Annotated in this window: 23 protein-coding genes; 12 read left to right on the forward strand and 11 right to left on the reverse strand. The window is 64.1% G+C overall.

Annotated elements, in window-relative coordinates; genetic code table 11:
• The coding region (locus AC6LJW_RS02670) for a hypothetical protein (protein WP_498086448.1) at positions 1-405 on the forward strand (405 nt) is incomplete at its 5' end.
• Positions 406-425: 20 nt separating this feature from the next.
• Here the strand turns inward: AC6LJW_RS02670 and curA are convergent.
• Complete coding sequence (gene curA, locus AC6LJW_RS02675) at positions 426-1454, reverse strand: NADPH-dependent curcumin/dihydrocurcumin reductase (protein WP_498086449.1); 1029 nt, start codon at positions 1452-1454, stop codon at positions 426-428.
• Between the two features lie 112 nt (positions 1455-1566).
• Here curA and AC6LJW_RS02680 point away from each other — a divergent pair, with 112 nt between their 5' ends.
• The 3 genes from AC6LJW_RS02680 (at position 1567) to AC6LJW_RS02690 (ending at position 4145) form a co-directional block, all read left to right on the forward strand.
• The gene (locus tag AC6LJW_RS02680) at positions 1567-2466 is read left to right on the forward strand and encodes a LysR family transcriptional regulator (RefSeq protein WP_498086450.1); all 900 of its coding nucleotides are present in this window, start codon (positions 1567-1569) and stop codon (positions 2464-2466) included.
• Between the two features lie 158 nt (positions 2467-2624).
• A complete protein-coding gene (locus AC6LJW_RS02685; RefSeq protein ID WP_498086451.1) occupies positions 2625-3413 on the forward strand; it encodes a DUF899 domain-containing protein in 789 nt (262 codons plus the stop codon).
• 153 nt (positions 3414-3566) lie between these two features.
• Entirely contained in the window at positions 3567-4145 is a 579-nt protein-coding gene (locus AC6LJW_RS02690) for a hypothetical protein (RefSeq protein WP_498086452.1), read from the forward strand.
• A gap of 3 nt (positions 4146-4148) precedes the next feature.
• Here AC6LJW_RS02690 and AC6LJW_RS02695 read toward each other — a convergent pair whose 3' ends face one another.
• Positions 4149-5195 (reverse strand): hypothetical protein, encoded by a 1047-nt coding sequence (locus AC6LJW_RS02695; RefSeq protein ID WP_498086453.1) that lies wholly within the window; start codon positions 5193-5195, stop codon positions 4149-4151.
• 142 nt (positions 5196-5337) lie between these two features.
• On the opposite strand from AC6LJW_RS02695, the gene AC6LJW_RS02700 reads away from it, so the two are divergent.
• The 5 genes from AC6LJW_RS02700 to AC6LJW_RS02720 all read left to right on the forward strand — a co-directional run bounded on the left by AC6LJW_RS02700 (position 5338) and on the right by AC6LJW_RS02720 (position 8972).
• Positions 5338-5931 carry a BPSL1445 family SYLF domain-containing lipoprotein gene (locus AC6LJW_RS02700; RefSeq protein ID WP_056566652.1) on the forward strand — a complete coding sequence of 198 codons (594 nt, stop codon included), beginning with the start codon at positions 5338-5340 and terminating at the stop codon, positions 5929-5931.
• 94 nt (positions 5932-6025) lie between these two features.
• On the forward strand, positions 6026-6508 hold the full coding sequence (locus AC6LJW_RS02705) for a nucleoside deaminase (protein ID WP_056562157.1): 483 nt from the start codon (positions 6026-6028) through the stop codon (positions 6506-6508).
• A 195-nt stretch (positions 6509-6703) separates the two neighbouring features.
• Positions 6704-7363: a hypothetical protein gene (locus AC6LJW_RS02710; RefSeq protein ID WP_056562160.1), complete on the forward strand. Its 660-nt coding sequence runs from the start codon at positions 6704-6706 to the stop codon at positions 7361-7363.
• A 23-nt stretch (positions 7364-7386) separates the two neighbouring features.
• Positions 7387-7869 carry a hypothetical protein gene (locus AC6LJW_RS02715; protein WP_498086454.1) on the forward strand — a complete coding sequence of 161 codons (483 nt, stop codon included), beginning with the start codon at positions 7387-7389 and terminating at the stop codon, positions 7867-7869.
• Positions 7870-8138: 269 nt separating this feature from the next.
• The gene (locus AC6LJW_RS02720) at positions 8139-8972 is read left to right on the forward strand and encodes a TetR/AcrR family transcriptional regulator (protein ID WP_082578837.1); all 834 of its coding nucleotides are present in this window, start codon (positions 8139-8141) and stop codon (positions 8970-8972) included.
• Here AC6LJW_RS02720 and AC6LJW_RS02725 read toward each other — a convergent pair.
• From AC6LJW_RS02725 to AC6LJW_RS02740, 4 genes are all read right to left on the reverse strand, one after another.
• A complete protein-coding gene (locus tag AC6LJW_RS02725; protein WP_162253554.1) occupies positions 8916-9782 on the reverse strand; it encodes an enoyl-CoA hydratase/isomerase family protein in 867 nt (288 codons plus the stop codon). The genes AC6LJW_RS02720 and AC6LJW_RS02725 overlap by 57 nt on opposite strands.
• A 48-nt stretch (positions 9783-9830) precedes the next feature.
• Positions 9831-10595: an SDR family NAD(P)-dependent oxidoreductase gene (locus AC6LJW_RS02730; RefSeq protein WP_498086455.1), complete on the reverse strand. Its 765-nt coding sequence runs from the start codon at positions 10593-10595 to the stop codon at positions 9831-9833.
• Complete coding sequence (locus AC6LJW_RS02735; RefSeq protein WP_498086456.1) at positions 10592-12238, reverse strand: AMP-binding protein; 1647 nt, start codon at positions 12236-12238, stop codon at positions 10592-10594. The genes AC6LJW_RS02730 and AC6LJW_RS02735 overlap by 4 nt, the downstream gene beginning before the upstream one ends.
• Before the next feature lie 65 nt (positions 12239-12303).
• Positions 12304-13962, reverse strand: coding sequence for an MFS transporter (locus AC6LJW_RS02740; protein WP_498086457.1), 1659 nt, complete (start codon positions 13960-13962; stop codon positions 12304-12306).
• Positions 13963-14247: 285 nt separating this feature from the next.
• Between AC6LJW_RS02740 and AC6LJW_RS02745 the strand changes: the two genes are divergently transcribed.
• The 3 genes from AC6LJW_RS02745 (at position 14248) to AC6LJW_RS02755 (ending at position 16631) form a co-directional block, all read left to right on the forward strand.
• Positions 14248-15549 carry a UDP-N-acetylglucosamine 1-carboxyvinyltransferase gene (locus AC6LJW_RS02745; RefSeq protein ID WP_498086458.1) on the forward strand — a complete coding sequence of 434 codons (1302 nt, stop codon included), beginning with the start codon at positions 14248-14250 and terminating at the stop codon, positions 15547-15549.
• A gap of 113 nt (positions 15550-15662) precedes the next feature.
• Positions 15663-15899, forward strand: a complete 237-nt coding sequence (locus AC6LJW_RS02750; protein WP_427985041.1) for a winged helix DNA-binding protein — start codon at positions 15663-15665, stop codon at positions 15897-15899.
• A gap of 147 nt (positions 15900-16046) precedes the next feature.
• On the forward strand, positions 16047-16631 hold the full coding sequence (locus AC6LJW_RS02755; RefSeq protein WP_056562184.1) for a YceI family protein: 585 nt from the start codon (positions 16047-16049) through the stop codon (positions 16629-16631).
• A gap of 284 nt (positions 16632-16915) precedes the next feature.
• On the opposite strand, the gene AC6LJW_RS02760 is transcribed toward AC6LJW_RS02755, so the two are convergent.
• The 5 genes from AC6LJW_RS02760 to AC6LJW_RS02780 all read right to left on the reverse strand — a co-directional run bounded on the left by AC6LJW_RS02760 (position 16916) and on the right by AC6LJW_RS02780 (position 22610).
• Entirely contained in the window at positions 16916-18211 is a 1296-nt protein-coding gene (locus tag AC6LJW_RS02760) for an acyl-CoA thioesterase/bile acid-CoA:amino acid N-acyltransferase family protein (protein WP_056562187.1), read from the reverse strand.
• 25 nt (positions 18212-18236) lie between these two features.
• Positions 18237-19226, reverse strand: coding sequence for a Bug family tripartite tricarboxylate transporter substrate binding protein (locus AC6LJW_RS02765; protein WP_056562190.1), 990 nt, complete (start codon positions 19224-19226; stop codon positions 18237-18239).
• Between the two features lie 177 nt (positions 19227-19403).
• Positions 19404-19961, reverse strand: a complete 558-nt coding sequence (locus tag AC6LJW_RS02770; RefSeq protein ID WP_056562193.1) for a DUF1415 domain-containing protein — start codon at positions 19959-19961, stop codon at positions 19404-19406.
• A gap of 69 nt (positions 19962-20030) precedes the next feature.
• Positions 20031-21503, reverse strand: a complete 1473-nt coding sequence (locus tag AC6LJW_RS02775; protein ID WP_056562196.1) for a M20 family metallopeptidase — start codon at positions 21501-21503, stop codon at positions 20031-20033.
• 189 nt (positions 21504-21692) lie between these two features.
• Positions 21693-22610 carry a LysR family transcriptional regulator gene (locus tag AC6LJW_RS02780; protein WP_498086459.1) on the reverse strand — a complete coding sequence of 306 codons (918 nt, stop codon included), beginning with the start codon at positions 22608-22610 and terminating at the stop codon, positions 21693-21695.
• Between the last annotated feature and the right edge of the window lie 149 nt (positions 22611-22759).

Below are 22759 nucleotides of genomic sequence, written 5' to 3' on the forward strand. Positions count from 1 at the left end.
CCCTTCGCCCCGCCTCGCAAACAGCGTGCCGCAAAATCCAATTCGCTGCTGTGGATTCTTGAACCGCTGGAACGAGACGGAAGCTACACGCATCGCAAGATGTTCGGCGCCGACGCCGCGTACCTGGACGGCTTGCTGTATCTGATCGTCGCTGACCGCGACGACCCGTGGAACGGGGTCATGGTCTGCACGTCGCAGGAACGCCACGCGGCGCTGCTGGCGGACATTCCCGAGCTCTTGCCGCACCCGGTGCTGGGCAAGTGGCTGTATCTGCCGCAGTCGAGCGAATCCTTCGAATCGACCGCGGCGACGCTAGCGGCATTGGCCGTGGCGCGCGATCCGCGCCTGGGGGTGGCGCCCAAGCCAACTGCGCGGCGCAGCAAGGCGCGCACGATCGGCCAATAGCACGCCATACCGCCAGTGCGTCAGTCCCCCACCCGCACCACCAGCTTCCCGAAGTTCTTCCCCTCGAGCAGACCGATCAACGCTTCGGGCGCATTTTCCAGACCGTCGACCACATCCTCGCGCCAGCGCAGCTTGCCCTCGCGGATCCACTGCCCGGCCACGTGCAGGAACTCGTCTTCCTGTTCCTTCGGAAAGTCGAACACGATGAATCCCTTCATGGTGATACGGCGGGAAAGGATCTCGCGCATGGTGGCGGGCAGGCGGTCCGGGCCGCTGCGGTCGGCGGGGCCGTCGTTGTAGTTGGCAATCAGGCCGCACACCGGCACGCGGGCAAAGTCGTTCAGCAGGGGCAGCACGGCGTCCCACACGTGGCCGCTGACGTTTTCAAAATAGACGTCGATGCCGTCGGGGCAGGCCTCGGCCAGCTTCTGCGCGAAATCCGGCGCGTGGTGGTCCACAACCACGTCAAAGCCCAGCTCTTCCTTCACAAAAGCGCATTTCTCCGGACCACCCGCGATGCCCACGACGCGCGCGCCCTTGATGCGCGCAATCTGCCCGACGACCGAACCCACGGCGCCGCTCGCGGCCGCGACGACGACGGTTTCGCCCGGCTTGGGCTGGCCGATGTTCAGCAGCCCGACGTAGGCCGTGAGGCCGGGCATGCCCAGCACGCCGAGCGCGGTCGAGGGCGGCGCGTTGGCCGGATCGAGACGGCGCAGGCCAGTACCGTCTGACAGCGCGTAGCGTTGCCAGCCGGCAGACGACAGCACGATGTCGCCTTCGCGCCAGTCGGGATGACGCGACGTATGAACGCGGGCAACGGTGCCGCCCACCATCACGTCGCCGATCTCCATGGGGGTAGCGTAGGATTTTTCGTCGCTGACGCGCCAGCGCATGTACGGGTCCAGCGACAGGGTCTGGACTTCCAGCAGCACCTGGCCATCGGCCGGTTGGGGAATAGGCGCGCGTTCGACGCGGAAATCGCTGGCCTTGGGGCGGCCAACGGGCCGGGATGCAAGGACGACGCGCTGATTTTGGGGTTGGTTCATGGTGGATGGCTCCTTGAATTGAGTCGGACATTTCGCGACAAGGGTCATCCTAGGCACGCGGCAGGGTTACAGCTAGACTGATATCTCGTAAACCAGATTTCAGGTATTGATAATGTCAGCCGATTTCGACCCCGCCCTGCTCCGCACCTTTGTTGCCGTCTGCCGCTACGGCAGCCTGAGCCGCGCAGCGGACCAAGCCGGCCGCGCGCAGTCAGCGCTTAGCACGCAGATCCGCCGGCTGGAGGAAATGGTGGGCAAGCGGCTGCTGCATCGCACCGGCCGCGGCATGGCGCCCACCACCGAGGGCGAAGTGCTGCTTAGCTACGCCAACCGCATCCTCGCGCTGGGAGAGGCCGCTGCGGCGCGGCTACGCGAACGCGCGGTGGCGGGCAGCGTGCGCATCGGACTGTCCGAGGACGTGGCGGTGGCCGCATTGCCGGCGGCGCTAGGCCGGTTGCGGCGCTCGTGTCCCAACCTGCATCTGGATGTCGTCATCGACGACGGCGAGCGGCTGGCCGCGCGCTGGCAGGATGGCACACTGGACGTGGCGGTGGGCGCCTGCGTGGGGTTCGTCGACGAACCCATCGAATCGTGGACGGTAGATCTGCATTGGGCATGCGGCATCGACGAAACCCTGGACCCGGACCAGCCGCTGGATGTGATCGTGTATGCGGAGCCGTGCTCGTGGCGCCGGCTGGCCTTTGATGCGCTGACGGCGTCAGGACGGGATTTCCGGGTTTCGCTGACCAGCCACAACGTGGGGGCCACGATCGCGGCTGTCGAGAATGGCTTGGGCGTTGCCTTGCTGACGACCGAGTGCCTGAGGCCCGACACCATGCGCGTGATTTCCATCGGCGATGAAGGCGCGCTGCCGCTGAGCGCGCAATTCGGCCTCTATGCGGCGCACCGCCTGAACGAAAGCGGCCAGGCTGCTGTATCGCTGCTGCGCGACAGCCTGCGGGGTTGGACCGCGAAGGCCATGCCGCGGGAGGCGGCGCTGATCCCTGCCTGACGCGGAACGGCTAGACCGCGCTGATTGTGCGGCACGCGTCTGGCGCACTTTCGCGCCAGATTTGTTACCCCTGCGCCGCCCCTCCCGGTGCCACACTGTTCCCACACCCCGCGCCGCCCCTGCGCCCACGGGATCAAAGCCACCAGGAGGATCAAGCCATGTCCACGCCCCCCGCATCCGCCGGCAATGGCGCCCGGCCCGCCATGCAAACGCCCCCGGTCGTATCCGCTGAAGACTGGGAAGCCGCCCGCCAACAACTGCTCGTCAAGGAAAAGGCCCACACCCGCGCGCGCGACGCGTTGGCTGCGGAGCGCCGCCGCATGCCCTGGACGGCAGTCGAGAAGGAATACGTCTTTGAAGGCCCGGCGGGCAAGACCACATTGCGCGACCTGTTCGACGGCCGCCGGCAGTTGATCGTCTACCGCGCGTTTCATGAACCAGGCGTGTTCGGCTGGCCGGACCACGCATGCCGCGGCTGCTCGATGGTGGCGGACCAGGTGGCGCACCTGGCGCATCTGAACGCACGCGACACGACGCTGGTTTTCGTGTCCCGTGCGCCGCAGCCGGACATTGAACGGCTGAAGGCGCGCATGGGTTGGACGATGCCGTGGTTCACGCTGACCGACGGTTTCGATGCGGACTTTGGCGTGGACGAATGGCACGGCACCAACGTGTTCTTTCGCGACGGCGACCGCATCTATCGCACGTATTTTCTAAACAACCGTGGCGACGAGCAGATGGGCGGCACGTGGAACTACCTGGACATCACGCCCCTGGGACGGCAGGAGACCTGGGAAGATTCACCGGCGGGCTATCCGCAAACGCCGCCGTACAAATGGTGGAACTGGCACGACAGCTACGTGCAGGACGCGCCGCCCGATCAGAAGTGGGTAGAGGTGTCCGACGCGGGCGAGAAGGCGTTCCGGAATCACTGCGATCCGAAGTAGGCAGGAATCGCGGAAAGGCGTGTGTTATAGCGCGTGTTTTTACGCGTTCTCTAGGGCCTGTTTAAAATTGGCGCTCGCAAATTCTGCAGCGCGCGCCATGAAAACAGACCAAGGCCCCCACTCACGCCGTCAACGTTTCTCCAGTCAGCCGGCATGAGCAGTGAACTGGCTGACTGGAAACGCGCCTTCCTGCCTTGCCGCATTCCCGCGATTGCCGCGCTCGTACTCGCCGGCATCGCCATCTACTGCTTCAACGCGGCGAAAAACATTCGCCTGCCTTACGACCCCGCGAAACTGAACACGATCAGTCTGCGGGTGGACAAGGTGGCAAGCTGCGACACCAAGGCGAAAATTCGCGGGCGGTGGGAGTCCTACGGTGCGCTCTGCGTGTATTCGGGCAACTATCCCTACATGGTCTTCAAGTTTTTTGAAGCGACCTACAAGGTCCCATACACCGAGGGCGAGCACGTGCAATTCATGGTGCTGGAAGACGACGCGCAGCTGACCGACAGCACGATTGCACTGCAGTACAACATGGCCATTCCCGTCCGGGTCTACGGCGTGCGCAAGAACGGTGAAACGCTGGTCGATGCCAAGCTGGTTCACGACGCGAACTACGCCCGCAAAATGAAGTTCAACATGAACGGCTGGATCGCGCTGATTCTGGCGGTCGGGGCGGCCGTCATCACGTTCAAGCGCGCCCGGAAGATCCTGAACGAAGGTATGTGGTGAATCTCAGGCGCGCTGGCCGGCGTCGTTGAACACGCGGGACCACGCGTGCAACAACGTAAGCGCGTCGTCGTCGGACACATACTGCGGCGCGGCACGTGCCATGGCCGCAAACAGCAGCGCGTCGCACGCCGCTTGCCACATCGGATTCAACACCTGCTCGGTCTCGCCGTCTTCCTCGATCAACGTAAACGCGTTGCCGCCGTCCAGTTGCTCGGCGCGCTGCCGCAATTGGCTGTGAATCAGCAGAAAGCCGGAATGAACCGGCGACCGAGCCTTGTCGCTCTGCCGGGTGGCGGCCAGCGCGCCGCGCCAATCGCCCTCTTCATCCACTGCCGGCTCGCCGTCCTGCTGCGACCAGCGCATCCAGGCGCGGCTATAGGCCATCCAGGCGTTCTCCGGCAGATGGTCCGCCAACGCCTGCGCGTCCGTGCGTGACAGCGTGCTGATCTGCGCGATGATCTCCAGCACCACCTCGCCCTTCGGACCAAACAGCGCCGACAAGGGCAACGCTTCCAGCAATTCGATTGCACTGGCGCGCCAATAGCCGGGCTGCGCAACCAGATCGGACATATCGCCCTGCTTCTCGACGCGCACGCGCCAAAGCTTCCCGGGCCAGCGGCTGCCGATGACGATGGACTCGAGCGACTCGTCCACCACGATCCACGGCGGAACGGGCTTGATCAGCGCCACGCGGCCGGCGGTCCTCATCAATTTGAATGCGGGGTCGGGCAGGTCGAACCAATATCCGGCGGGCATCGCTTGCCGCACCGCGGCCAGGCCGCTCTCCGTCACATCGCCCCCGCAATGCCGGCATACGCGCGCCTCGCGCAGAATGCGCTCGCCGCAATGCAGGCATTCGATATGCGCGGAAAGGAGCGGCTGGCTGGCGAGCGGCGACCGGTTCGGAATGCGCTTGAGGAAAATGCCGGCGACCGGCGCACTGATCAGGCCGGCAAGCAACGCCCACCCGATGCCATTGCGCCCGCGCTTTCGCGCCATGAAGCCGACCACGATGGCGAGCGCAATCCAGAGAAAGATGATGAATAGCATGGCGCGATGTTAAACCGGGGATGCGCGCCTTTTTTTCAAGGCATTCGTCCTTCGACGTCGCCTCCCCACGCGAGCCGGGGTAATCTCCCGCCAGGAGATGATTTGATGTGCATCGTTGGTCACCCACAAAAAGGAAGCGCAAATGCTTGATATCACTTCAAAATTCCGCAGAACCGCCGTCGCCGCCGTCACGCTGGGCATGGCGGGTTTTCTTTTTGCGGGCTGCACCACGACGGACTCGCGCGCCACGGCAAGCGCCGCCGAAAAGCGCCAGGAACTGGACGCCGCCACCGCGGCCACGTTGTCCAAGCTGTATGAATCCTCGCCGCAATCCCGGCAACTGGTGGAACGCGCCCGCGGCGTGCTGGTGTTTCCGGCAGTGCTGAGCGCCAGCTTCATCGTGGGCGCACAGCACGGGACGGGCGTGCTTCAGGTCAGCGGCCAGGACAAGGGCTACTACAGCGTCACGGGCGGATCCATCGGCCTGCAAGCGGGCGCGCAGTCCAAGGCGATGGTGCTGCTTTTCATGACGGATGACGCATTGGCCAAGTTCCGCGCCAGCAGCGGCTGGACCGTTGGCGCCGACGCCACCGTCGCCGTGGCCAACGTGGGCGTCAACGGCAGCATCGATTCCAACACCGCGCAGCAACCCATCGTGGGCTTCGTGATGAACAACGGCGGCCTGATGGCGGGCGTGTCGGTGGATGGCAGCAAGATTTCGCCGCTGTTGCTGTAGCTGTAGCTGTAGCTGTAGCTTTATCTTTAGCTGTCGCCCCCATGCCGGCGCGGGCGGATCCGCGCCGGCCTCAATCTTTACAAGGAGATCACGCGTGATTACCGAAGAGGACAAGAAGCACCTGGCACGCTGCGTCGAGCTGGCCCGGCAGGCCCTTGATGCCGGAGACCAGCCGTTTGGATCAGTACTGGTGTCCGGCGACGGGCGGGTGCTGTTTGAAGACCACAATCACGTCTCCAGCGGCGACCGCACGCGGCATCCGGAATTCGAGATTGCCCGCTGGGCCGCCAACAACGTGCCGGAAGCGGAGCGCGCCGCCTGCACGGTATACACGTCCGGCGAGCACTGTTCGATGTGTTCGGCGGCGCACGGCTGGGTGGGACTCGGCCGGATCGTCTACGCCGTGTCGTCCGAACAGTACGGTGAATGGATGCGCGGATGGGGTGTGCCGCCCTCGGCGGTGCGGCCCCTGCCCATCTCCGAAGTGGTCAACGGCATAGAGGTCGAAGGACCCGTGCCCGAGTTCGTCGAGCAGGTGCGCGCGCTTCACGAGGAGAACGTCCGACGCAGGGCTTGACGGCGTTCAGTACGCGGGGCGGTGAAGCATTCTGTTTTCCGTCTAACGATTGGATACAGCTACGCTAAAACCCGCAATTATTTGCGCGCAAGGGCGTGATAAGTTGGCGCCCGTGCCGTAATCGGGGTCAGGGTCGACGACCGGTCCCATCAAGACGAAAGCCGGCGCATCCCCTCTCCTCTCTTGATACAGACCATGCAAACTCACGTTGCCCGCGCCTCGGGAATCAAACGCAAGTCCGGAAACCTGCTGCTTGCGCTGGGCCTGGCCTTCGCCGCCTCCGCGCCCGCCTTCGCAGCGCAAGATCCTGGCGCCGCCATCCTGCCGCCGCGCGCCAACTCCGGCAATCAGGCGCCTGCCCCGCAGCAAGCCCCGGCCCAGCAGGCCCCCGCACAGCGCGCTCCGGTTCAACAGGCGCCCGCGCAACAGGCTCCTGCCCAGCAAGCGCCCGCGCAGCAAGCCGGCGGCGCCCTCGCGCCGGTGCAGAAGACCCAGATCAATGATCAGGCCGCCTACGAACGGCTCCTGAACAACAGCGGCGTCACGCTGCAATGGCTGTGGTCCGCCAAACGCGGCAAGATGAACGCCATCGACGACAACGATGTGGTTCGCCTGGAAGGCACGCAGGCCAACCATGAAGGCACCTTGAAGGTCAAAGGCGAGGTCGTCTCCATTGGCCGCGACAGCTTCGTGCTGCGCGGCACGATCCTGATCCTGGACGCGCCGGACAAGGGCCGCCGTTGCGAGCGCACCGGCGACTACGAGTTCAAGGCAACCGGCAAGCGCAAGTACTGGCGCCTGCAGCAGATGGAAGCGTGCGGCGGTCTGACCGATTACGTCGATATCTACTACTGACCTTTTAGAAGCGACCCGCCCCCATGCCCCCCACCGCAATCAAATGGCTCGTCAGCATCGTCTTCGGATTGCTGATCGGTAGCGCCAGCTTTGGCATCACCAATCCGCTGCTGCTGGCGGTGTTCGGCCTGTTTCCGGACGGGGGGGCAGCTTCTGAGCCGCTGGATTCCGGGTCGCTGGACCGCGTCACGCTGATAAGTGTGATCCTGTATGGCATGGTCGCGGTGATTGCCGCCGTGGCGCTGGCGCGCATTGCCAACCTGCGCCGTCTGTTCGGCTGGGGCTGCGCGACGCTGGGGGTGATGTTGCTGCTGACAGCGGCCATCGCCATGTTGCAGATCGATCCTGCGATGCACACCGGCGGCGGCGCGGGCGCGCGGGATGCCAATACGGCGCTGTTCTTTACCCTGCTGATCTTTGGCTTGCCGTATATCGGCGGCGGTCTGGTGCTGACGATCGGCGGCGCGGTGCTGATTCGGAAGAATCGGGATAAGCCCGCCGCCTGAACGCGCCAAATACCGCTTAAACCACCGGCAGCTTCAACACCTGCTCCGTCTCGTCAACACATCCCGAATGTGTCGTCGATGCTTGCCAGTGCGGCCCGAGGTAGGCTGTTGTGGTAGACCACCCTGTCGCCGGCGTGAGCCATCAGAGGGTCGCCACGCGACGCTCGGAACAGCGCTATGACGCGCCCGCCCCAAGTTCCCTGTCGAAGCGCAAATTGTGCAAAAATTGAAACTCGTTTTTTGCCATTTACACAGGGAGCGCGAAACCAATGGCTGATGAGCGGCATTCCGCTGTTGGCGGTCGGATCAGCATCTATCGCCGGCCGAACAGCAGGTTCTGGCAATGCCAAGGCACGTTTGACGGCAAGAGCCAGCGTGTCAGCACCAAGACTGACGATCTGACCCAGGCCCGGCATTTTGCGGAGAACTGGTATCTGGCCAAGACAGACGACGCATCAATTGCAGTGGGACAAACCACGGCTTCGCGCACTACTCCCCGCGCCGACCGCCCGACCTACAACTTGCCGCAGCACGACAAGCGTGCGCGATTTCTGGCGGCCGCCATTGATCTGGTCGCAAGCGTGGGCTTTCGCGAAACACAGGTCAACGCCATCGCCGAGCGCGCGGGGATGTCGCCGGCGACGCTATACCGATACTTCAAGTCGCGCGAAAGCCTGCTGGTCGAGGTCGTAGCGCACGTTTCGCAGCACGAGGTCAATGTCGTGGCCGGCGTTGCGATGGGCGACGACACCCCGGCAAATCTGTTGAAGGAGTGCGCATACACCTTCGGCAGCCGCGCCATCCGCGCCAAACAGCTCGGCTATGCCTTGGTCGCGGAGCCTGTCGATTCGGCCATCGAGATCGAGCGGCTCAAGTACCGCAGCAAACTGATGCGCGTGTTCGAAACGATCATCGAACGCGGCATCCGTGGCGGGGAGTTTGCCGACCAGAACCCGGACGTCTCGTCGGCGTGCATCGTCGGATCGCTGTTTGAAGCGCTAGTGGGTCCGCTTGCGCGTAACAACGACGTTCATGAGCGCCTGCGCCTAGATCGCGTCAGGGACATTGCGGATTTCTGCGTGCGGGGCGTTTCGCGGCGATGACGAGTGCGTGCGGCCGACGAACTGCGCCAGTCCCGTCTGCATGGCTGGCGTGCCGGCGTGCAACTCAAGTGTCCTGATTTCATTTTCCAACGCGTCCGCCTTGCTAAGCGTGTAGGACGCGACGAGCAACGACTTGGCCCTTGCAAGGGTGTCGCGATGCGCGACGGACATCTCTTGCGCAAGCGCGAGGGCGGAACGCGTCAAATCCTCTGCGGGTACGACGGAATGCAGAATGCCCCAATCCACCGCCTGCACCGCCGTGATGGATTGGCCAGACAGGATCATCCACTTGGCTCTTTGCACCCCGATGGTCCTGGGCAGCCGGACGCTGCTGCCCCCGCCTGGCAGCAACTCGCGCAAGGCGTGCGCATCGCCAATGGTGGCGTCTTTCGACGCGATCACTGCGTCGCAGCACAGCAACAACTCCAGCCCCCCCGCACGCACGGCGCCGTGAGCCATGCCCACGACAGGCAGCCGGGAGGTCTCGAATCGCCGGCACACCTCTCGGAAACGGTCCAGCAGGGTACGGACAGCCGTGCGTCCGCCTTCCAGCAGTTCTCCGAGATCGGCGCCCGCGCAGAAATTGCGGCCGGATCCGGAGAAAATGATCGCCTTTACGTCCGGCGCCGACTCTGCCGCGTCGATTGCGGCCAGCACCTCATCCAGCAGACCGGAACTGACAGCATTTGCCTTTTCGGGCCGGTTCAGCGTGATCCACGCCATGCCAGCCTTCACGATGCAAATGGGCGTCAGACGATGCCCCGTGCCATTCAATTCTGCGTCGTTCATCACATCACCTTGGTTTTTCATCGGCATTCACCTTGCAGCGGCCCTGCGCGCCGCGCTCGCATCGGCTCGTCATGGCGCAAACCGGGTTCCGCCGTCAAGCCGATAGCACGTCCCATTGACGTACGGATTGGCGAGAATGGACTGCACCATGGCAGCAAACTCCGCCGGCAGGCCGCAGCGCTTCGGATAGAGAAAGCCTTTCTCCATGGCCTCCATGCCCTTTTGCGGCACGTTCATGGTGAGCTCGGTTTCGAAAACGCCCGGTGCGATAGCCATGCAACGGATCCCGTACTCGGCCAGGTCACGCGCGATCGGCAGCGTCATTCCGGCGATCGCGGCCTTGCTGGCGCTGTAGGCGGCTTGTCCTTTCAGTCCGTCGAAAGCGGCGATCGAACTGGTGTTGACGATCACGCCGCGCTGCCCATCGGCGTCGGGGTGGTTATGGATCATCCTTTCGGCCGCCAGTCGCAACACGTTGAATGATCCCGTCAGGTTGATGGCCAGGACCCGGTTCCAGACATCCAGATCGTGTGCCACGCCGCGCGAGACCGTTTTGGCGGCCGATGGCACGCCGGCGCAATTGACAACGAATCGAAGGTCTCCGAAAGCTGCCGCGCCCGCGTCCACGCAGGCTTTCACCTCCTGCGCATCGCACACGTCGGCGTGAAGGGCCACATGCTCGCCGGGCAATTCCGATCGGGTGCGTTCCAGCCCTTCGTCGTTCATATCGAGCAGGACAAGCCTGGCGCCCTGCCTCGCTAACAACTCCGCAGTCGCCCGCCCCAGTCCGGAGGCGGCGCCGGTCACAATTCCAGCCGCGCCAGCAATGTTCATGCCTTGACCTCCACACTGCCGCGCAGCTCGTTGCGCAGCACGAATCGTTGGGTTTTTCCGGACGGGGTCTTAGGCAGTTCGTCGCGGTAGTGAATGCGGCGCGGATAGGCGTGCGCCGCGTAATCGGCACGCACCTTCTGCCTGAGGGCCTCGGACAGTTCTTCGGTGGCGGCGTAGCCGTGGTTCAGCACCACGACGGCTTCGAGGACCTCGCCCCTGATCGCGTCGGGGACCGCAACGACCGCCACGTCCCGCACCGCCGGATGCGAGGCGATGACAGACTCCACGTCAAAGGGGCCGATGCGATAGCCCGCCATGATGATCACGTCATCATCCCGCGACGAAAAGCGGAAGTAGCCCTCACCGTCATACGAGGCCAAGTCTCCGGTCAGATACCACCGCCCGCAGGGCGTCAGCCGGTCGGCGTTCTTTTCAGGAGTGCGGGCATAGCCGTCAAACCACGCCAACGGACTGCCGGAGAGCCGCGCGGCCAGCAGCCCGGGCTGGTTCGGACCCAACTCTTCATGCGTCGCTGGGTCGATGACCGTCATGTCCCAGCCCGGCAGCGCGCGGCCCATGGAGCCCGGCTTTATCGGCATTGCAAGGTCGGGATGGTGATGATTGTTAAGCAGCATCCCGGCTTCGGTCTGCCCGAAGTGATCATGCACCTGCGCGCCCAGACCGGCAGGCGCCCACAGATTGACGTCCGGCGTAAGCGGCTCACCCGCGCTGGATGCGCAACGCAAGGCGACATGACCATCCGGCACGCCATGCGCCTTCAAGCTGCGGTACACCGTGGGCGCCGCGGTGAAGTTGGTGACGCCTTGGCGCGTGAGGACAGCCAAGGTCCCGTCGGGCGTGAACTTCTCGACGTGCATGATGGACTCCACGCCGGTCGACAGCGAAACCAGCACGCCAAAATAAAGGCCATAAGCCCAGCCCGGATCGGCTGCATTCCAGAAGATATCGTCCGAAACGAGTCCGAGACCAAATTCCCCATAGGCCTGAAAGCCCGCGACTGCCCGCAGCGGCACCACGACCCCCTTGGGCTTGCCGGTGGTACCGGACGTGTAGACCTCGATGACGGCCCCATCGCCCGACGTGACGTGGGCAGGGAAGTTGGCTTCGCCGCTCATCTCGATGTCGGCAAGGGTCAGCTCGCTACCCGTCGCGGCCCCCGCCACGGCCAGCGCAAGCCCGGGAAGCTCGCGCACCAACGCATCGAGCTTGGGCTTCTGAGCCGCGTCGCAAACCACGAGCTTTGCCCCGCTGCTTGCCAGCCGCATCTCAATGGCCGGCTTGGCAAACGCCGTGAAGAGCGGCACATACACCGCGCCCAGCCGCCAGATGGCAAGCAGCGTGACGAGGTAATCCTCTCCCTTGGACATCAGCGACGCAATGCGATCACCGACGCCGTAGCCACGTCTTTTCAAACCCGACGCGAGCCTTTCGGAGCGCTCGCGCAGCTGGCCATAGGTAAGGACAACTGCTTCGCCGTTGCTTGTGACGATGCGATAGGCGATGGCCTGCGGATCGTGGCGGTCGCACAGCAGATAACTCGCGCACGCATCCTCGCCTCCGTAGGCGTCGATAAGGCTCGCAAGCCGTTGTCTTATCGCCGGGCTGTATTCCCCTGCCTTCATGGTTGTCTCCTTTCGTATGTCTTTTCATGCGTGCGCCAAAATCCAGGCGCGCGCGGCCACCTCTATCACCCGCGAGAGATATCAGTCCCTTTGGTTTCGCGCGCAAAGATCAGGCTGAGCACGGTGCAGGCCACCGCAATGCCGACCGGGTAATACAGGCCCGCGTAGATGTTTCCGGTGGCCGCCACGATCGCGAAGGCGGTCGCCGGCAGAAAGCCGCCAAACCATGCTGCGCTCAGGTGATACGGAAACGACATGGCGGTGTAGCGGATGCGCGACGGGAACATCTCCAGTAGCGACGTCGTGGACGGTGCAAAGGTGATGGTGCCGAAGCTGAGGAGCACCATCAGCAGCAAAACAATGACCGGCGCATTGACGTCCTGCGGGTTGGCCGTGCCAAGCGGATAGCCTTTGTCGACCAGCGCTGCGCGCAACTCGGCATCGAACCGCTGCTTCTCTTGCGCCGCGTTCGGGGCATCCGCCTGATACGACACGATCACCTTGTCGCCCACCCGGATTTCGGCAAGGGCCGTGTTCGTGCTGGCAAGGCTTGTGTAGTTCAGCCCGAGCCCCGTCATGGCGTTGGTTGCTACGTCGCAGGACGACGTGAATTTTTTCGTGCCCAGCAGGTTGAACTGCACGGAGCAATCCGCAGGGTTGGAAGCGACGGAGATGGGCGCGGCGCGTTGGGCGCGTTCCAGCGCGGGGTTGGCAAAGTGCGTCAGCCCTTGAAATATCGGAATGGTCAACAGAGCCGCGAGCACGTAGCCGCCGATGTAGACCGGGCGTCTGCCAATACGGTCCGAAAGATTGGCAAAGACGATGTAGAGCGGCGCCGTGAGCAGCGTCGCAACGATCAACATGAAATTCGCCGTCAGCGTTTCGACCTTGAGCACCTTGGTCAGGAAGAACAGCGAATAAAACTGCCCCGTGTACCAAAGCACTGCTTGCGCGGGCAGGATGCACAATGCACCGATCAGAATGAGGCGCACGTTTTTCCAGGTGCCGAACGTTTCGGCAAGGGGAGACTTCGACGCCCGGCCTTCGGCCTTCATCTTCTTAAATTCGGGAGACTCGTCCAGCTTCAGGCGGATCCACAACGAGATCAGAAGCAGCGCGATGGAAATGATGAACGGAATCCGCCAGCCCCACGCGCCGAACGCTTCCTGCCCCATCGTGAGCCGAAGCGGAATGATGACGGCCACGGCAAGCAGGAAGCCGACCGCGGCCGTCAGGATCACCCACGCCGTCCAGGTTGCGCGCTTGTTCGCCGGGGCATGTTCGGCCACGTAAATCATCGCGCCGCCGAATTCCCCCCCGAGTGCCAGGCCCTGGATCATGCGCATCACGACAAAGCCTATGGGAGCGATGAGGCCGGCAGTCTCGTACGAGGGCAGCACGCCGATCAGGAACGTCGAACCGCCCATCAGCACGATGGTGACCAGAAACGTGTACTTGCGTCCCACCAAGTCGCCCAACCGGCCAAAGACAATGGCGCCGAACGGACGAAGCATGAATCCCGCCGCGAACCCTAGCAGCGTGAAGATGAATCCCGCCGTGGGATTTACGCCAGAAAAGAACACGCGGGCGATCTCTGCCGCCAGCAGCCCGATCAAAAAGAAATCGTAGAACTCGAACACCGTGCCCAGGGATGCAGCGACGATGACGCGCTTGTCCCTTTTTGACATGGACGATGAACGCGGTGCAGTTGCGGTAGCTTCCATTTCCCCTCCTCCTGTGTGAAGGCCTTCATCTGTTAATGCTGAGGATTCACCCGTATTGCGCAGCGGATTTGCCGTGCGAACGCACTTCCGCTTTATGTGCAGGAATAATATTTTCAATTATCGTATTTGTCCATATATGTGAAAACCCTCATATCGGGGCGAAACTCGGAAGCAAGCGCGGTGCGAATCCTCAAGCGGCACCGCCCATCCGACCCCAGTGGTCTGGACGTTCGCCAGTACAATTCCCGCGCTCTCCCCTATTTCTTTCCCGGCAGTCCCATCCCCATGTCCAACCTCATCGTCCACGGCGGCACGCCTTTGCGCGGCCGCGTCGTCCCTTCGGCCAACAAAAACGCGGTGCTGCCGATCCTGTGCGCCACGCTGCTGACCGATCAGCCGTTGGCACTGCATGGGGTGCCGGACATCACCGATGTGCGCAAGATCCTGGACATCTTCCGCACGCTGGGCAGCGACGTCCGGCTGGACGATGCGACGCGCACGCTGGCGCTGCATCACAAGAACACGGTCTTCGATGCGGCGAACCACCGTCTGCCCGAGGAGATGCGTTCGTCGATCATGCTGGTGCCGCCGCTGCTGGCGCGCTTTGGCGTGGCGCGGCTGGAAGACAACGTCAAGGGATGCACGCTGGGGGTGCGCGAGATCGATCCGCACGTGGACATCTTCCGATCGTTCGGCGGCCAGGTGGAACGCGCCAGCGGGTCATTGCTGGTGCGCGCGAGCGGTCCGCTCAAGCCCACGCATCATTGGCTGGACTATGCGTCCGTGACCACGACCGAAAACTTCGTGTTGTGCGCGGCCGCAGCTGAAGGCGAGTCGTCGTTGACGAATGCAGCGTCCGAGCCGCACGTGCAGGAGTTCTGCCGGTTCATGGCGATGATGGGCGCCGATATCGACGGCATCGGCACCTCGCGGCTGGTGGTGCGCGGCGGCAAGCGACTGGGCGGCGGCGAATTCACATTTGAAGAAGACTTCCACGAGATCACGACGTTTCTCGCGCTGGGCGCGATCACGGGCGGCGACGTGGTGGTGCGCAACCGCACGCCGGGCAATTTCCCGCTGATCGACCGCACGTTCGCCAAGTTCGGCGTGCGGATCGAGCACAAGGACGGCTGGTCGCGCGCGCTGCGCGACGGCCCGCTGAAGGTGCAGACGCCGTTCACCAGCAACGTGCTGACCAAGGTCGAGGCGGCGCCCTGGCCGTACTTTCCGGTGGACCTGCTGCCGATCTTCATTGCGCTGGGCGTGTGCGCCGAGGGCAATGCGATGTTCTGGAACAAGGTCTACGACGGCGCGCTGGGCTGGACGGGCGAGCTGTCCAAGTTCGGCGCGCACGTGTTCTCGTCGGACCCGCATCGCGTGGTGACGTTTGGCGGCAATCCGCTGACACCGGGCGTGGTCGAAAGCCCCTACATCATCCGCGTGGCGATCGCGCTGTTCATGGTGGCCAGCAGCATCAAGGGCCGCTCCGAGATCCGCAACGCCACGCCGATCCGCCGTGCCCACCCGCGCTTTGTCGAGAACCTGCGCAGCCTGGGCGTGCAGGTCGAGTGGGCGAACGACGAATAAAGCGAAGACGAATCGACCGAAGTCGAATCATCCGCATTCGATTCAACCGCAGTTGATTCAAACGGCGCCGGCCCATCGAGTTGGCCCGCCAGTGCAATATGTCACGCCAGGCCATGAACTATGTGCCGGCGGAACTGGAGCGGCGCGGCTATCTGCTGCGACGGCCCGGCGCCGCGTCGAATTCGACAGCGTTGCAACTCACGCATAAGGGCCGGCAGATGTACGTGCCGATGCGCAGTTGCGTGACCGCCGTCGAACAGGAATGGAAGGAACACCTGGGCGAACAGCGCTTTAACGCGTTGCGCGAGACCTTGCAGGATCTGCCGTCGTGGCTGGGCAAAGTGGATTGATGCCATCGGACGGTGCGCGGTGCGGGACCGCGACTTTTTGATTTAAGCCACGCTGCTGACACGGAACTGAATGTTATTGTCTTGTCTTTCCGGCACGCGGGCGGCCCGCCGCAAGCGTGACTTGAACGCCATACCCAAGGAGCCGCAATGAAGTTGATCCCGTCCCTGTTGCTGGGCGCAAGTGCGCTGTCGATGACCTTCGCCGCGAATGCCGCGCCTGTCACTTATGACTTGGACCCGTCGCACACGTACCCCAGCTTCGAGGCCGATCACTTCGGCGGGTTGTCGACGTGGCGCGGCAAGTTCAACCAGTCCAGCGGCGTGGTCGTGCTGGATCGCGAGGCCCGCACCGGTACGCTGGAAGTCACCGTGGACATCAAGTCGGTGGACTTCGGCCACGACGAGATGAACCAGCACGCGGTCGCGCCCGACATCTTCGATGCCGCTAAATATCCCACCGCCACGTTCAAGGGCAAGTTCACCAAGTTTGACGGCGATAAGCCGGAAGAAGCCACGGGCGACCTGACGCTGCGCGGCGTCACGCGCCAGGTGAAGCTTGATATCGACGACTTCAAGTGCATCGATCACCCGATGGTCAAGCGTGAGGTCTGCGGCGCCGACGCTTCCACGGAGTTCAGCCGTAAGGATTTCGGCATGAATTTCGGGCTGGACATGGGCTTCAAACCCGAGGTCAAGCTGAAGATCCAGGTTGAGGCGATTCGCCGGCAGTGAGGCTGGCGCGGGCATTGCAGGGGACCGGCGTTGCCGGTCCCTTTTTTATTGGGCGTGAGCCGTCTTCGCTTGGCACGGTGTCAGACACCCTGTGCTTCGCTTGGCACGGTGTCAGACACCCTTGTGGCGCCTGATCCACTTGGTGGTCACTTCTGACGGGTGTCAGACACCTTGACGCAAATCGAGGTGTCTGACACCCGCAGAGCCGCTGTCACATGCTGACGACCCTCTTGCCCGGGTGTCTGACACCGGCCCGGCTGAGCCGCCGGCCCGCGCGGGATATCCTACCCTTGCCCAGTCCGCGCCTGCGCCAGGAAATCCAGCACCGCCCGGTACGATCCCTCGTTCCCGGCCGCGTTGGCCGACGGCGTGCCGCCCGCATCCAGCAGCAACCCCGACATCGCGTGCGGCTTGTTGATCAGTGTGGCGGGCAGGCAGGGATAGTGAACGTGGTGGCCCGCCCCGGCGCAGACGTAATGGTGCGTGGGCAGATCAAACGCCTGGCGCTGGCGCACCACCATTTCGGAATACGCGGTGCTGGGCCAGAAGCCGTCGTCCGATGCACTGACCAGCATGACCGGACCGGGATAGCTTTCGACGGGGATGCGCGCGCGCTCGAAGGCCGAGGCATCGCGCGTGGCGCTCAGGAACGCCAGCGTTTGACGGTACGGCGGCTCGCTGGCATAGGCGGCGTTCCAGTCGGCCGTGGCGTTGTCTTGCCACAAATGCGGCAAGGGCTCGCCATGCCGGGTCCAGACCTGCGCATCTCGTCCCGTGCCCGGCGCCCCGGCGCTGACCACGCCATGCGTCACGGGCGACGGCACGTACGCGACGACGGCGCTGACCAGGTCGGGAAAATGCGAGGCGACGAGCAATGAGGTTTCGCCGCCCCGGCTGATGCCCGACACCGCCACGAAGCCGTCGCGCGGCTGCAGCGATTTTCGGATCCATTTCAGCGCGGCTTCGAAGTATTCGAGCGGCATGTCGTTCAGGTACTTCGGACGGCCGTCGTAATTGAAAATGGCCAGCGCCAGGCACTGGTAGCCGCGGGCGGCAAACAGCGCGGCGCGCGGCGCGTTCACGCCGCCAGACGAGCCGTTCATGTACACCACGACGGGATGCGGGCCCGGGCCGGCAGGCACGTACAGTTCGCCGGACAGCGTCATGCCGTCCACCTCTTCGCGCACGGACCGGTGCGTGACGCCGTCGGCCAGAAATTCCTGGACCAGCGTCGCCTCGGCCGACAGTGCACCATTCGTGGCGTGAAGGTGCACGGTCAGCGCGTCAGTGCGGTCAGGCGGAAATACCACGCGGTCCATGTCCTGGCACACCATGGACCAGACAATGCCCATGGCGGAAGGCTCGGCGTAGGAACCCGACACGGGGCTGTCACGCCGCAGGTCCAGCCGGCCGTCGTGGCCGGCCACGAACACGGCCTCCGAACGCCACGCCGCGCCGCACATCTGCATGCTGGCCGTGACGGTGATGAAGGCATAGGCCGGAAAGCCTTCGATGTGGATGTCGCGCTCGACGTCGATCAGCGCGCGTTCGGGCGTTACGGTGATACGGGGCTGCGTCACAGTCGTCTCCTTGCCGCTCGCGGCCTCATGCCTTCAGATCGGTCTTGGGAACGCCGTTGGCCTTGATGACCTGCGCCCACATGGCGGATTCGTCGGCGATGACCTTGTCCAGGTCGGCGGACGACGTGAATTCCACGGCCACGCCCTGATCGGCGAATTGCTGCACCAGGCTGGGGTCGCGCGTGCCTTCGCGCACGGCGTGTTCCAGCGTCTTCACGACGTCGGCGGGCATGGCGGCGGGGCCCGAGATCATCATGCGGGTGTAGAGCTCGAAATCGTCGACGCCCGCTTCCTTCATCGTCGGCACATCGGGCAGGCTGGACAGCCGCTTGTCCGCGGTGACAGCCAGCACCTTCAGCTTGCCGGACTTGATGTTGGGCAGCGCCGAGGTCGGGAAATCGAACGTGCTTTGCACGGTGCCCGCCATCAGGTCCAGCAGCGCCGGACCGCTGCCTTTGTAGGGCACGTCCTGGAACTGGGTGCCGGTCTTCGATTGGAAATGCAGCAGCGCCAGATGATTGATGACGCCGCGGCCGGCATGCGCGCAGGTGATGTCGTTGGGCTTTTTCTTGGCCAGGGCAATGAATTCCTGCACGGTGTTCACACCCAGATCGGGATGCACGATCAGCAACATGGGAGATTTGCCCATGGAGCCCAATTGCTTGAAGTCCGACGGCTGGTACGGCAGGTTGTTGTAGAGCAAGGGGTTGAGGATCATGCCGTTGGTGCCGGCAAAACCCAGCGTGTAGCCGTCGGGCTCGGCGCGCGCCACCGCGACGGTGGCGATGATGGCCTGCCCGCCCGGACGGTTTTCAACGACGACGTTCTGCTTGAGGGTCTTGCCCATGCGATCGGCCAGTGCGCGCGCGGCGATGTCGGTCAGCCCGCCGGGCGCAAAGCCAACCAGCAGGCGTACGGGACGCGTCGGAAAGGCGTTCTGCTGAGCCCAGGCCGGGCGCGAGATCAACGGCAAGGCGGCAAGCGCGCCCAGGGCATGACGGCGGGTGAATCGCATACGGCTCTCCAGACAAAGGCAAAGGCCAACGCGCGGCCGTTGCGGGCCGCGAGGCAAGACAATGAAAAGGGGAAGGACGCACAGGCCGCCGCCGAACGGCGACGGTCACAATGATCGTATGTTGTATGCAATACAACCGATGGGCTATCTAGGGATATCCCGGTGGACGTCAGCCCGTCAGGCCTTGGTCATCAGCTTCTTCCAGCCTTCCAGACCAAGTTTGTTCATCGTGTCGATGTTCTTCTCGTAGATTTCTGCGGCATCCGGGAACGACTCCACCGCGCGGTCGATGCTGTCTTCGCGCAGCAGGTGCAGGATGGGATACGGCGAGCGGTTGGTGAAGTTCTCGATGTCGTCCGGCTGCGTGTCGGCGAATTGGAACTGCGGATGAAAGGTGGCGACTTGCAGTTCGCCTACCAGACGCATGCGCTTGAGCAGGCGGTCGGACAGATCTTCGAAGTCGTTGAACTCCATGAAGTCGTCCAGCGCGTCGGGGATGATGAGCAGCGTGGTGTCGATCTTGTCGGGATCGGTTTCAGCCAGCAGCGCCAGCTCGTCTTGCAGGTCGGTCAGCACGCCCTCGGCGTCCGTGGCGTCGCTGACGGCAAAGCGGATCTGGTCCTTGACCTGCACCGCCTTGGCGAAAGGACAGAGGTTCAGGCCGATCACCGCCTGGTTCAGCCAGTGGCGGGTTTCTGCGACCACGTTGGCGTAGGCATCGGAAGTGGAAATCATGGAATCAGTCCTGGAAATAGAAAGAGCGCAAGGCCGACGGCCCCGCGCTCTGCATGGCACGCGTGTGCGTCAGGCTGCCGGCATGGCGGCCATGGTCTGGGCCACGGCGGCGGTCAGCTTCTTGCCGTACGGCACGTGCAGGAATTCGTTGGGGCCGTGGGCGTTGGACTTGGGACCCAGCACGCCGCAGACCATGAACTGCGCCTGCGGGAAGCCCTTTTGCAGGATGCTCATCAGCGGAATGGTGCCGCCCTGGCCGATATAGCCGCACGGCGAGCCGTAATACTGCTGCGAAGCGGCGTCCAAAGCTTGGGTCAACCACGGCACGGTGGCGGGCGCGTTCCAGCCGGTGGCGGCGCCTTCGTTGGCCTTGAAGATGACCTTGGCGTTGTAGGGCGCGTCGGCTTCGAGCAGTTCTTTGATTTCCTGCGACGCGGCCACGGCGTCCACCAGCGGCGGCAGACGCAGCGACAGCTTGAACGCGGTGCGCGGGCGCAGCACGTTGCCGGCGCTGGACAGCGGCGGCAGGCCTTCGGCGCCGGTCACGGACAGCGTCGGACGCCACGTGCGGTTCAGCAGCGCCTGCTCGGGTTCGGTGGTCATCGGCAGCACGAAGCCGCCATCAGCGCCGCAGCTCCAGGGGAAACGGCGCCACACTTCGTCGCCCAGAATGCGCGCGGTGGCGCTGACCTGTTCGATGCGTTCGGCGGGGATTTCGCAGTGCAGGCTTTGCGGCAGCAGGCGGCCGGTGCCGCTGTCTTCCAGGCGGTCCAGCAGGTGACGCAGGATGCGGAACGAGGACGGCACGACGCCGCTGGAGTCGCCCGAGTGCACGCCTTCGTCCAGGACCTGGACTTCAAGCGTGCCCGACACCATGCCGCGCAGCGACGTGGTCATCCAGAGCTGGTCGTAGTTGCCGGCGCCGGAGTCCAGGCACACGACCAGGGCCACGTTGCCCAGGCGATCGCGCAGCGCGTCCACATACGGCAGCAGGTCGTAGCTGCCGGATTCTTCACAGGTCTCGACGATGCCGACGCAGCGCGGACGCGGAATGCCTTGCTTGTCCAGCGCCATGATGGCGGTGAGCGAAGCGTACACGGCGTAGCCATCGTCGGCGCCGCCGCGGCCGTAGAGCTTGCCGTCTTCGTACTTGGGCGTCCACGGACCGAGACCGGCACGCCAGCCCGAGAATTCAGGCTGCTTGTCCAGGTGGCCGTAGAGCAACACGGTGTCGCCGTTGTCGCTGCGGGTGGCGGGCGCGTCAAAGAAGATGACCGGCGTGCGGCCCGGCAGGCGCACCACTTCGAGCTTCAGGCCCGAGACTTTTTGCGCTTCGACCCACTGCGCCGCATCGCGCACCACGCGCTCGATGAACGCGTTCTTTTCCCAGTCGGCGTCAAAGGCTGGACTCTTGGCGGGAATGGCGATGTAGTCGGTCAGCGCGGGAATGATCTCGTTGTCCCACTTGTCGTCCACAAAGTCTTGTAGGGCTTTGGGGTCAAGGGTGGGCGGCAATGCGTCTTCGGGGATGCGTGCGTTCATGGCGCTGGCTTCCTGTGTGCGGGAAAGGGGCAAACCGCTATTTTATGCCTGCGCGGGTGGGATGTTTTGGTGGGGGTGGCTTTTTTATGACGGTGTCAGACACCCCGTGGGCGGGTGGCGGGACCTTGAAGGCTGTCTTGGCGGGGTGTCAGACACCTGAACTGGTCTGACTTTTGCCGCCAATGGGCGCTACTTGGCGGCGTAGGCCTCGATGCGGGTCCAGACCTCGCGGGCCAGGAGCTTGGCGTTGCTGACCGACTGGTACAGGCGGATTTCCATGTGGATGTCGTTGCGGGCGCCGTCGGCGCGGACCAGGCGGCCCTCGCGCAGGTCGGACTCGACCAGCGTATGCGGCAGCCAGGCCAGACCAAATCCCTGGCGCGCCATGGCGTGCAACGCGTCGGCCAGGTCGGACTCGTAGGTGGTCTGCAAGAGCGGCACCTCGCACAGGCCGCGCAGCTTGTCGTGCAGGATGCGGCCCAGCGACATGCTGTCGGCGTAAGCCAGAAACGGCACGGGCGGGTCGGACGCCAGCTTGGGCACGGCATGGCGAGGATGGTGGCCGCCAGGCGCGACCGGGGCGCTGACGGCCACCAGCTTGTCAGCGCCCACGCGCCGGTACCGGTAATTGGAATTGTCGATCTTGGCGTACAGCGGCTCGTGGGCGTGGCACAGCAGGAAATCGACCTCGCCGTCCTCCAGCATGTCCACGCCGTAATTCAGCGTCGTGGTGATCACCTTCAATTGAAAGGCAGGCAGACTGCGCTGCACGCCCGCCATCAGCCCGGGCAGCACGGAGTGCGCCAGCGTCTTGCCTGACGCGATGGTGATCTTGCGAGCGCGTTCCTGCTCGGGCTTTTGCAGCGTTTCTCGCGTCTCGTGCAGGATGTCCAGCACGTCGATGGCGGCGGCCAGCACGCTGCGGCCCGCGGCGTTCAGCGTGGACACCTGGTGCCCGCGCTGGACCAGCGGCACGCCCGCCCATTCCTCAAGCGCCTTGATGCGGCGCCCGAACGCCGGGTGCGTCACGTTGCGCGACTCCGCGGCCTGATACAGGTTGCGCGACTTCGACAGCGCGACGAAGTCTTCCAGCCATTTGATGTCCATACGTCTCGTCCTTCCCTGCCCGCCCCATGTCTGCCCGGGGCTGGGCGCGTGTTTGCCAGCGGCTCATCGTCTGTGCCGCTTCGGCACAACGAGTGCGCATTTTGCACAAGACAGAAACACCTTGCAACTAATATCCCCGCATCCACTCC

The sequence above is a fragment of the Achromobacter sp. 1012554356 genome (assembly GCF_059760815.1).

Bases quoted from the DNA above. Each gene is read 5' to 3' on its own strand.
- AC6LJW_RS02700 (WP_056566652.1), top strand. From the start codon at position 5,338: ATGCTTGATATCACTTCAAAATTCCGCAGAACCGCCGTCGCCGCCGTC.
- AC6LJW_RS02780 (WP_498086459.1), bottom strand. From the start codon at position 22,610: ATGGACATCAAATGGCTGGAAGACTTCGTCGCGCTGTCGAAGTCGCGC.
- AC6LJW_RS02715 (WP_498086454.1), top strand. From the start codon at position 7,387: ATGCCCCCCACCGCAATCAAATGGCTCGTCAGCATCGTCTTCGGATTG.
- AC6LJW_RS02745 (WP_498086458.1), top strand. From the start codon at position 14,248: ATGTCCAACCTCATCGTCCACGGCGGCACGCCTTTGCGCGGCCGCGTC.
- AC6LJW_RS02690 (WP_498086452.1), top strand. From the start codon at position 3,567: ATGAGCAGTGAACTGGCTGACTGGAAACGCGCCTTCCTGCCTTGCCGC.
- AC6LJW_RS02770 (WP_056562193.1), bottom strand. From the start codon at position 19,961: ATGATTTCCACTTCCGATGCCTACGCCAACGTGGTCGCAGAAACCCGC.
- curA (WP_498086449.1), bottom strand. From the start codon at position 1,454: ATGAACCAACCCCAAAATCAGCGCGTCGTCCTTGCATCCCGGCCCGTT.
- AC6LJW_RS02680 (WP_498086450.1), top strand. From the start codon at position 1,567: ATGTCAGCCGATTTCGACCCCGCCCTGCTCCGCACCTTTGTTGCCGTC.
- AC6LJW_RS02720 (WP_082578837.1), top strand. From the start codon at position 8,139: ATGGCTGATGAGCGGCATTCCGCTGTTGGCGGTCGGATCAGCATCTAT.
- AC6LJW_RS02735 (WP_498086456.1), bottom strand. From the start codon at position 12,238: ATGAAGGCAGGGGAATACAGCCCGGCGATAAGACAACGGCTTGCGAGC.
- AC6LJW_RS02755 (WP_056562184.1), top strand. From the start codon at position 16,047: ATGAAGTTGATCCCGTCCCTGTTGCTGGGCGCAAGTGCGCTGTCGATG.
- AC6LJW_RS02775 (WP_056562196.1), bottom strand. From the start codon at position 21,503: ATGAACGCACGCATCCCCGAAGACGCATTGCCGCCCACCCTTGACCCC.
- AC6LJW_RS02730 (WP_498086455.1), bottom strand. From the start codon at position 10,595: ATGAACATTGCTGGCGCGGCTGGAATTGTGACCGGCGCCGCCTCCGGA.
- AC6LJW_RS02725 (WP_162253554.1), bottom strand. From the start codon at position 9,782: ATGAAAAACCAAGGTGATGTGATGAACGACGCAGAATTGAATGGCACG.
- AC6LJW_RS02695 (WP_498086453.1), bottom strand. From the start codon at position 5,195: ATGCTATTCATCATCTTTCTCTGGATTGCGCTCGCCATCGTGGTCGGC.
- AC6LJW_RS02740 (WP_498086457.1), bottom strand. From the start codon at position 13,962: ATGGAAGCTACCGCAACTGCACCGCGTTCATCGTCCATGTCAAAAAGG.
- AC6LJW_RS02710 (WP_056562160.1), top strand. From the start codon at position 6,704: ATGCAAACTCACGTTGCCCGCGCCTCGGGAATCAAACGCAAGTCCGGA.
- AC6LJW_RS02685 (WP_498086451.1), top strand. From the start codon at position 2,625: ATGTCCACGCCCCCCGCATCCGCCGGCAATGGCGCCCGGCCCGCCATG.
- AC6LJW_RS02765 (WP_056562190.1), bottom strand. From the start codon at position 19,226: ATGCGATTCACCCGCCGTCATGCCCTGGGCGCGCTTGCCGCCTTGCCG.
- AC6LJW_RS02750 (WP_427985041.1), top strand. From the start codon at position 15,663: ATGAACTATGTGCCGGCGGAACTGGAGCGGCGCGGCTATCTGCTGCGA.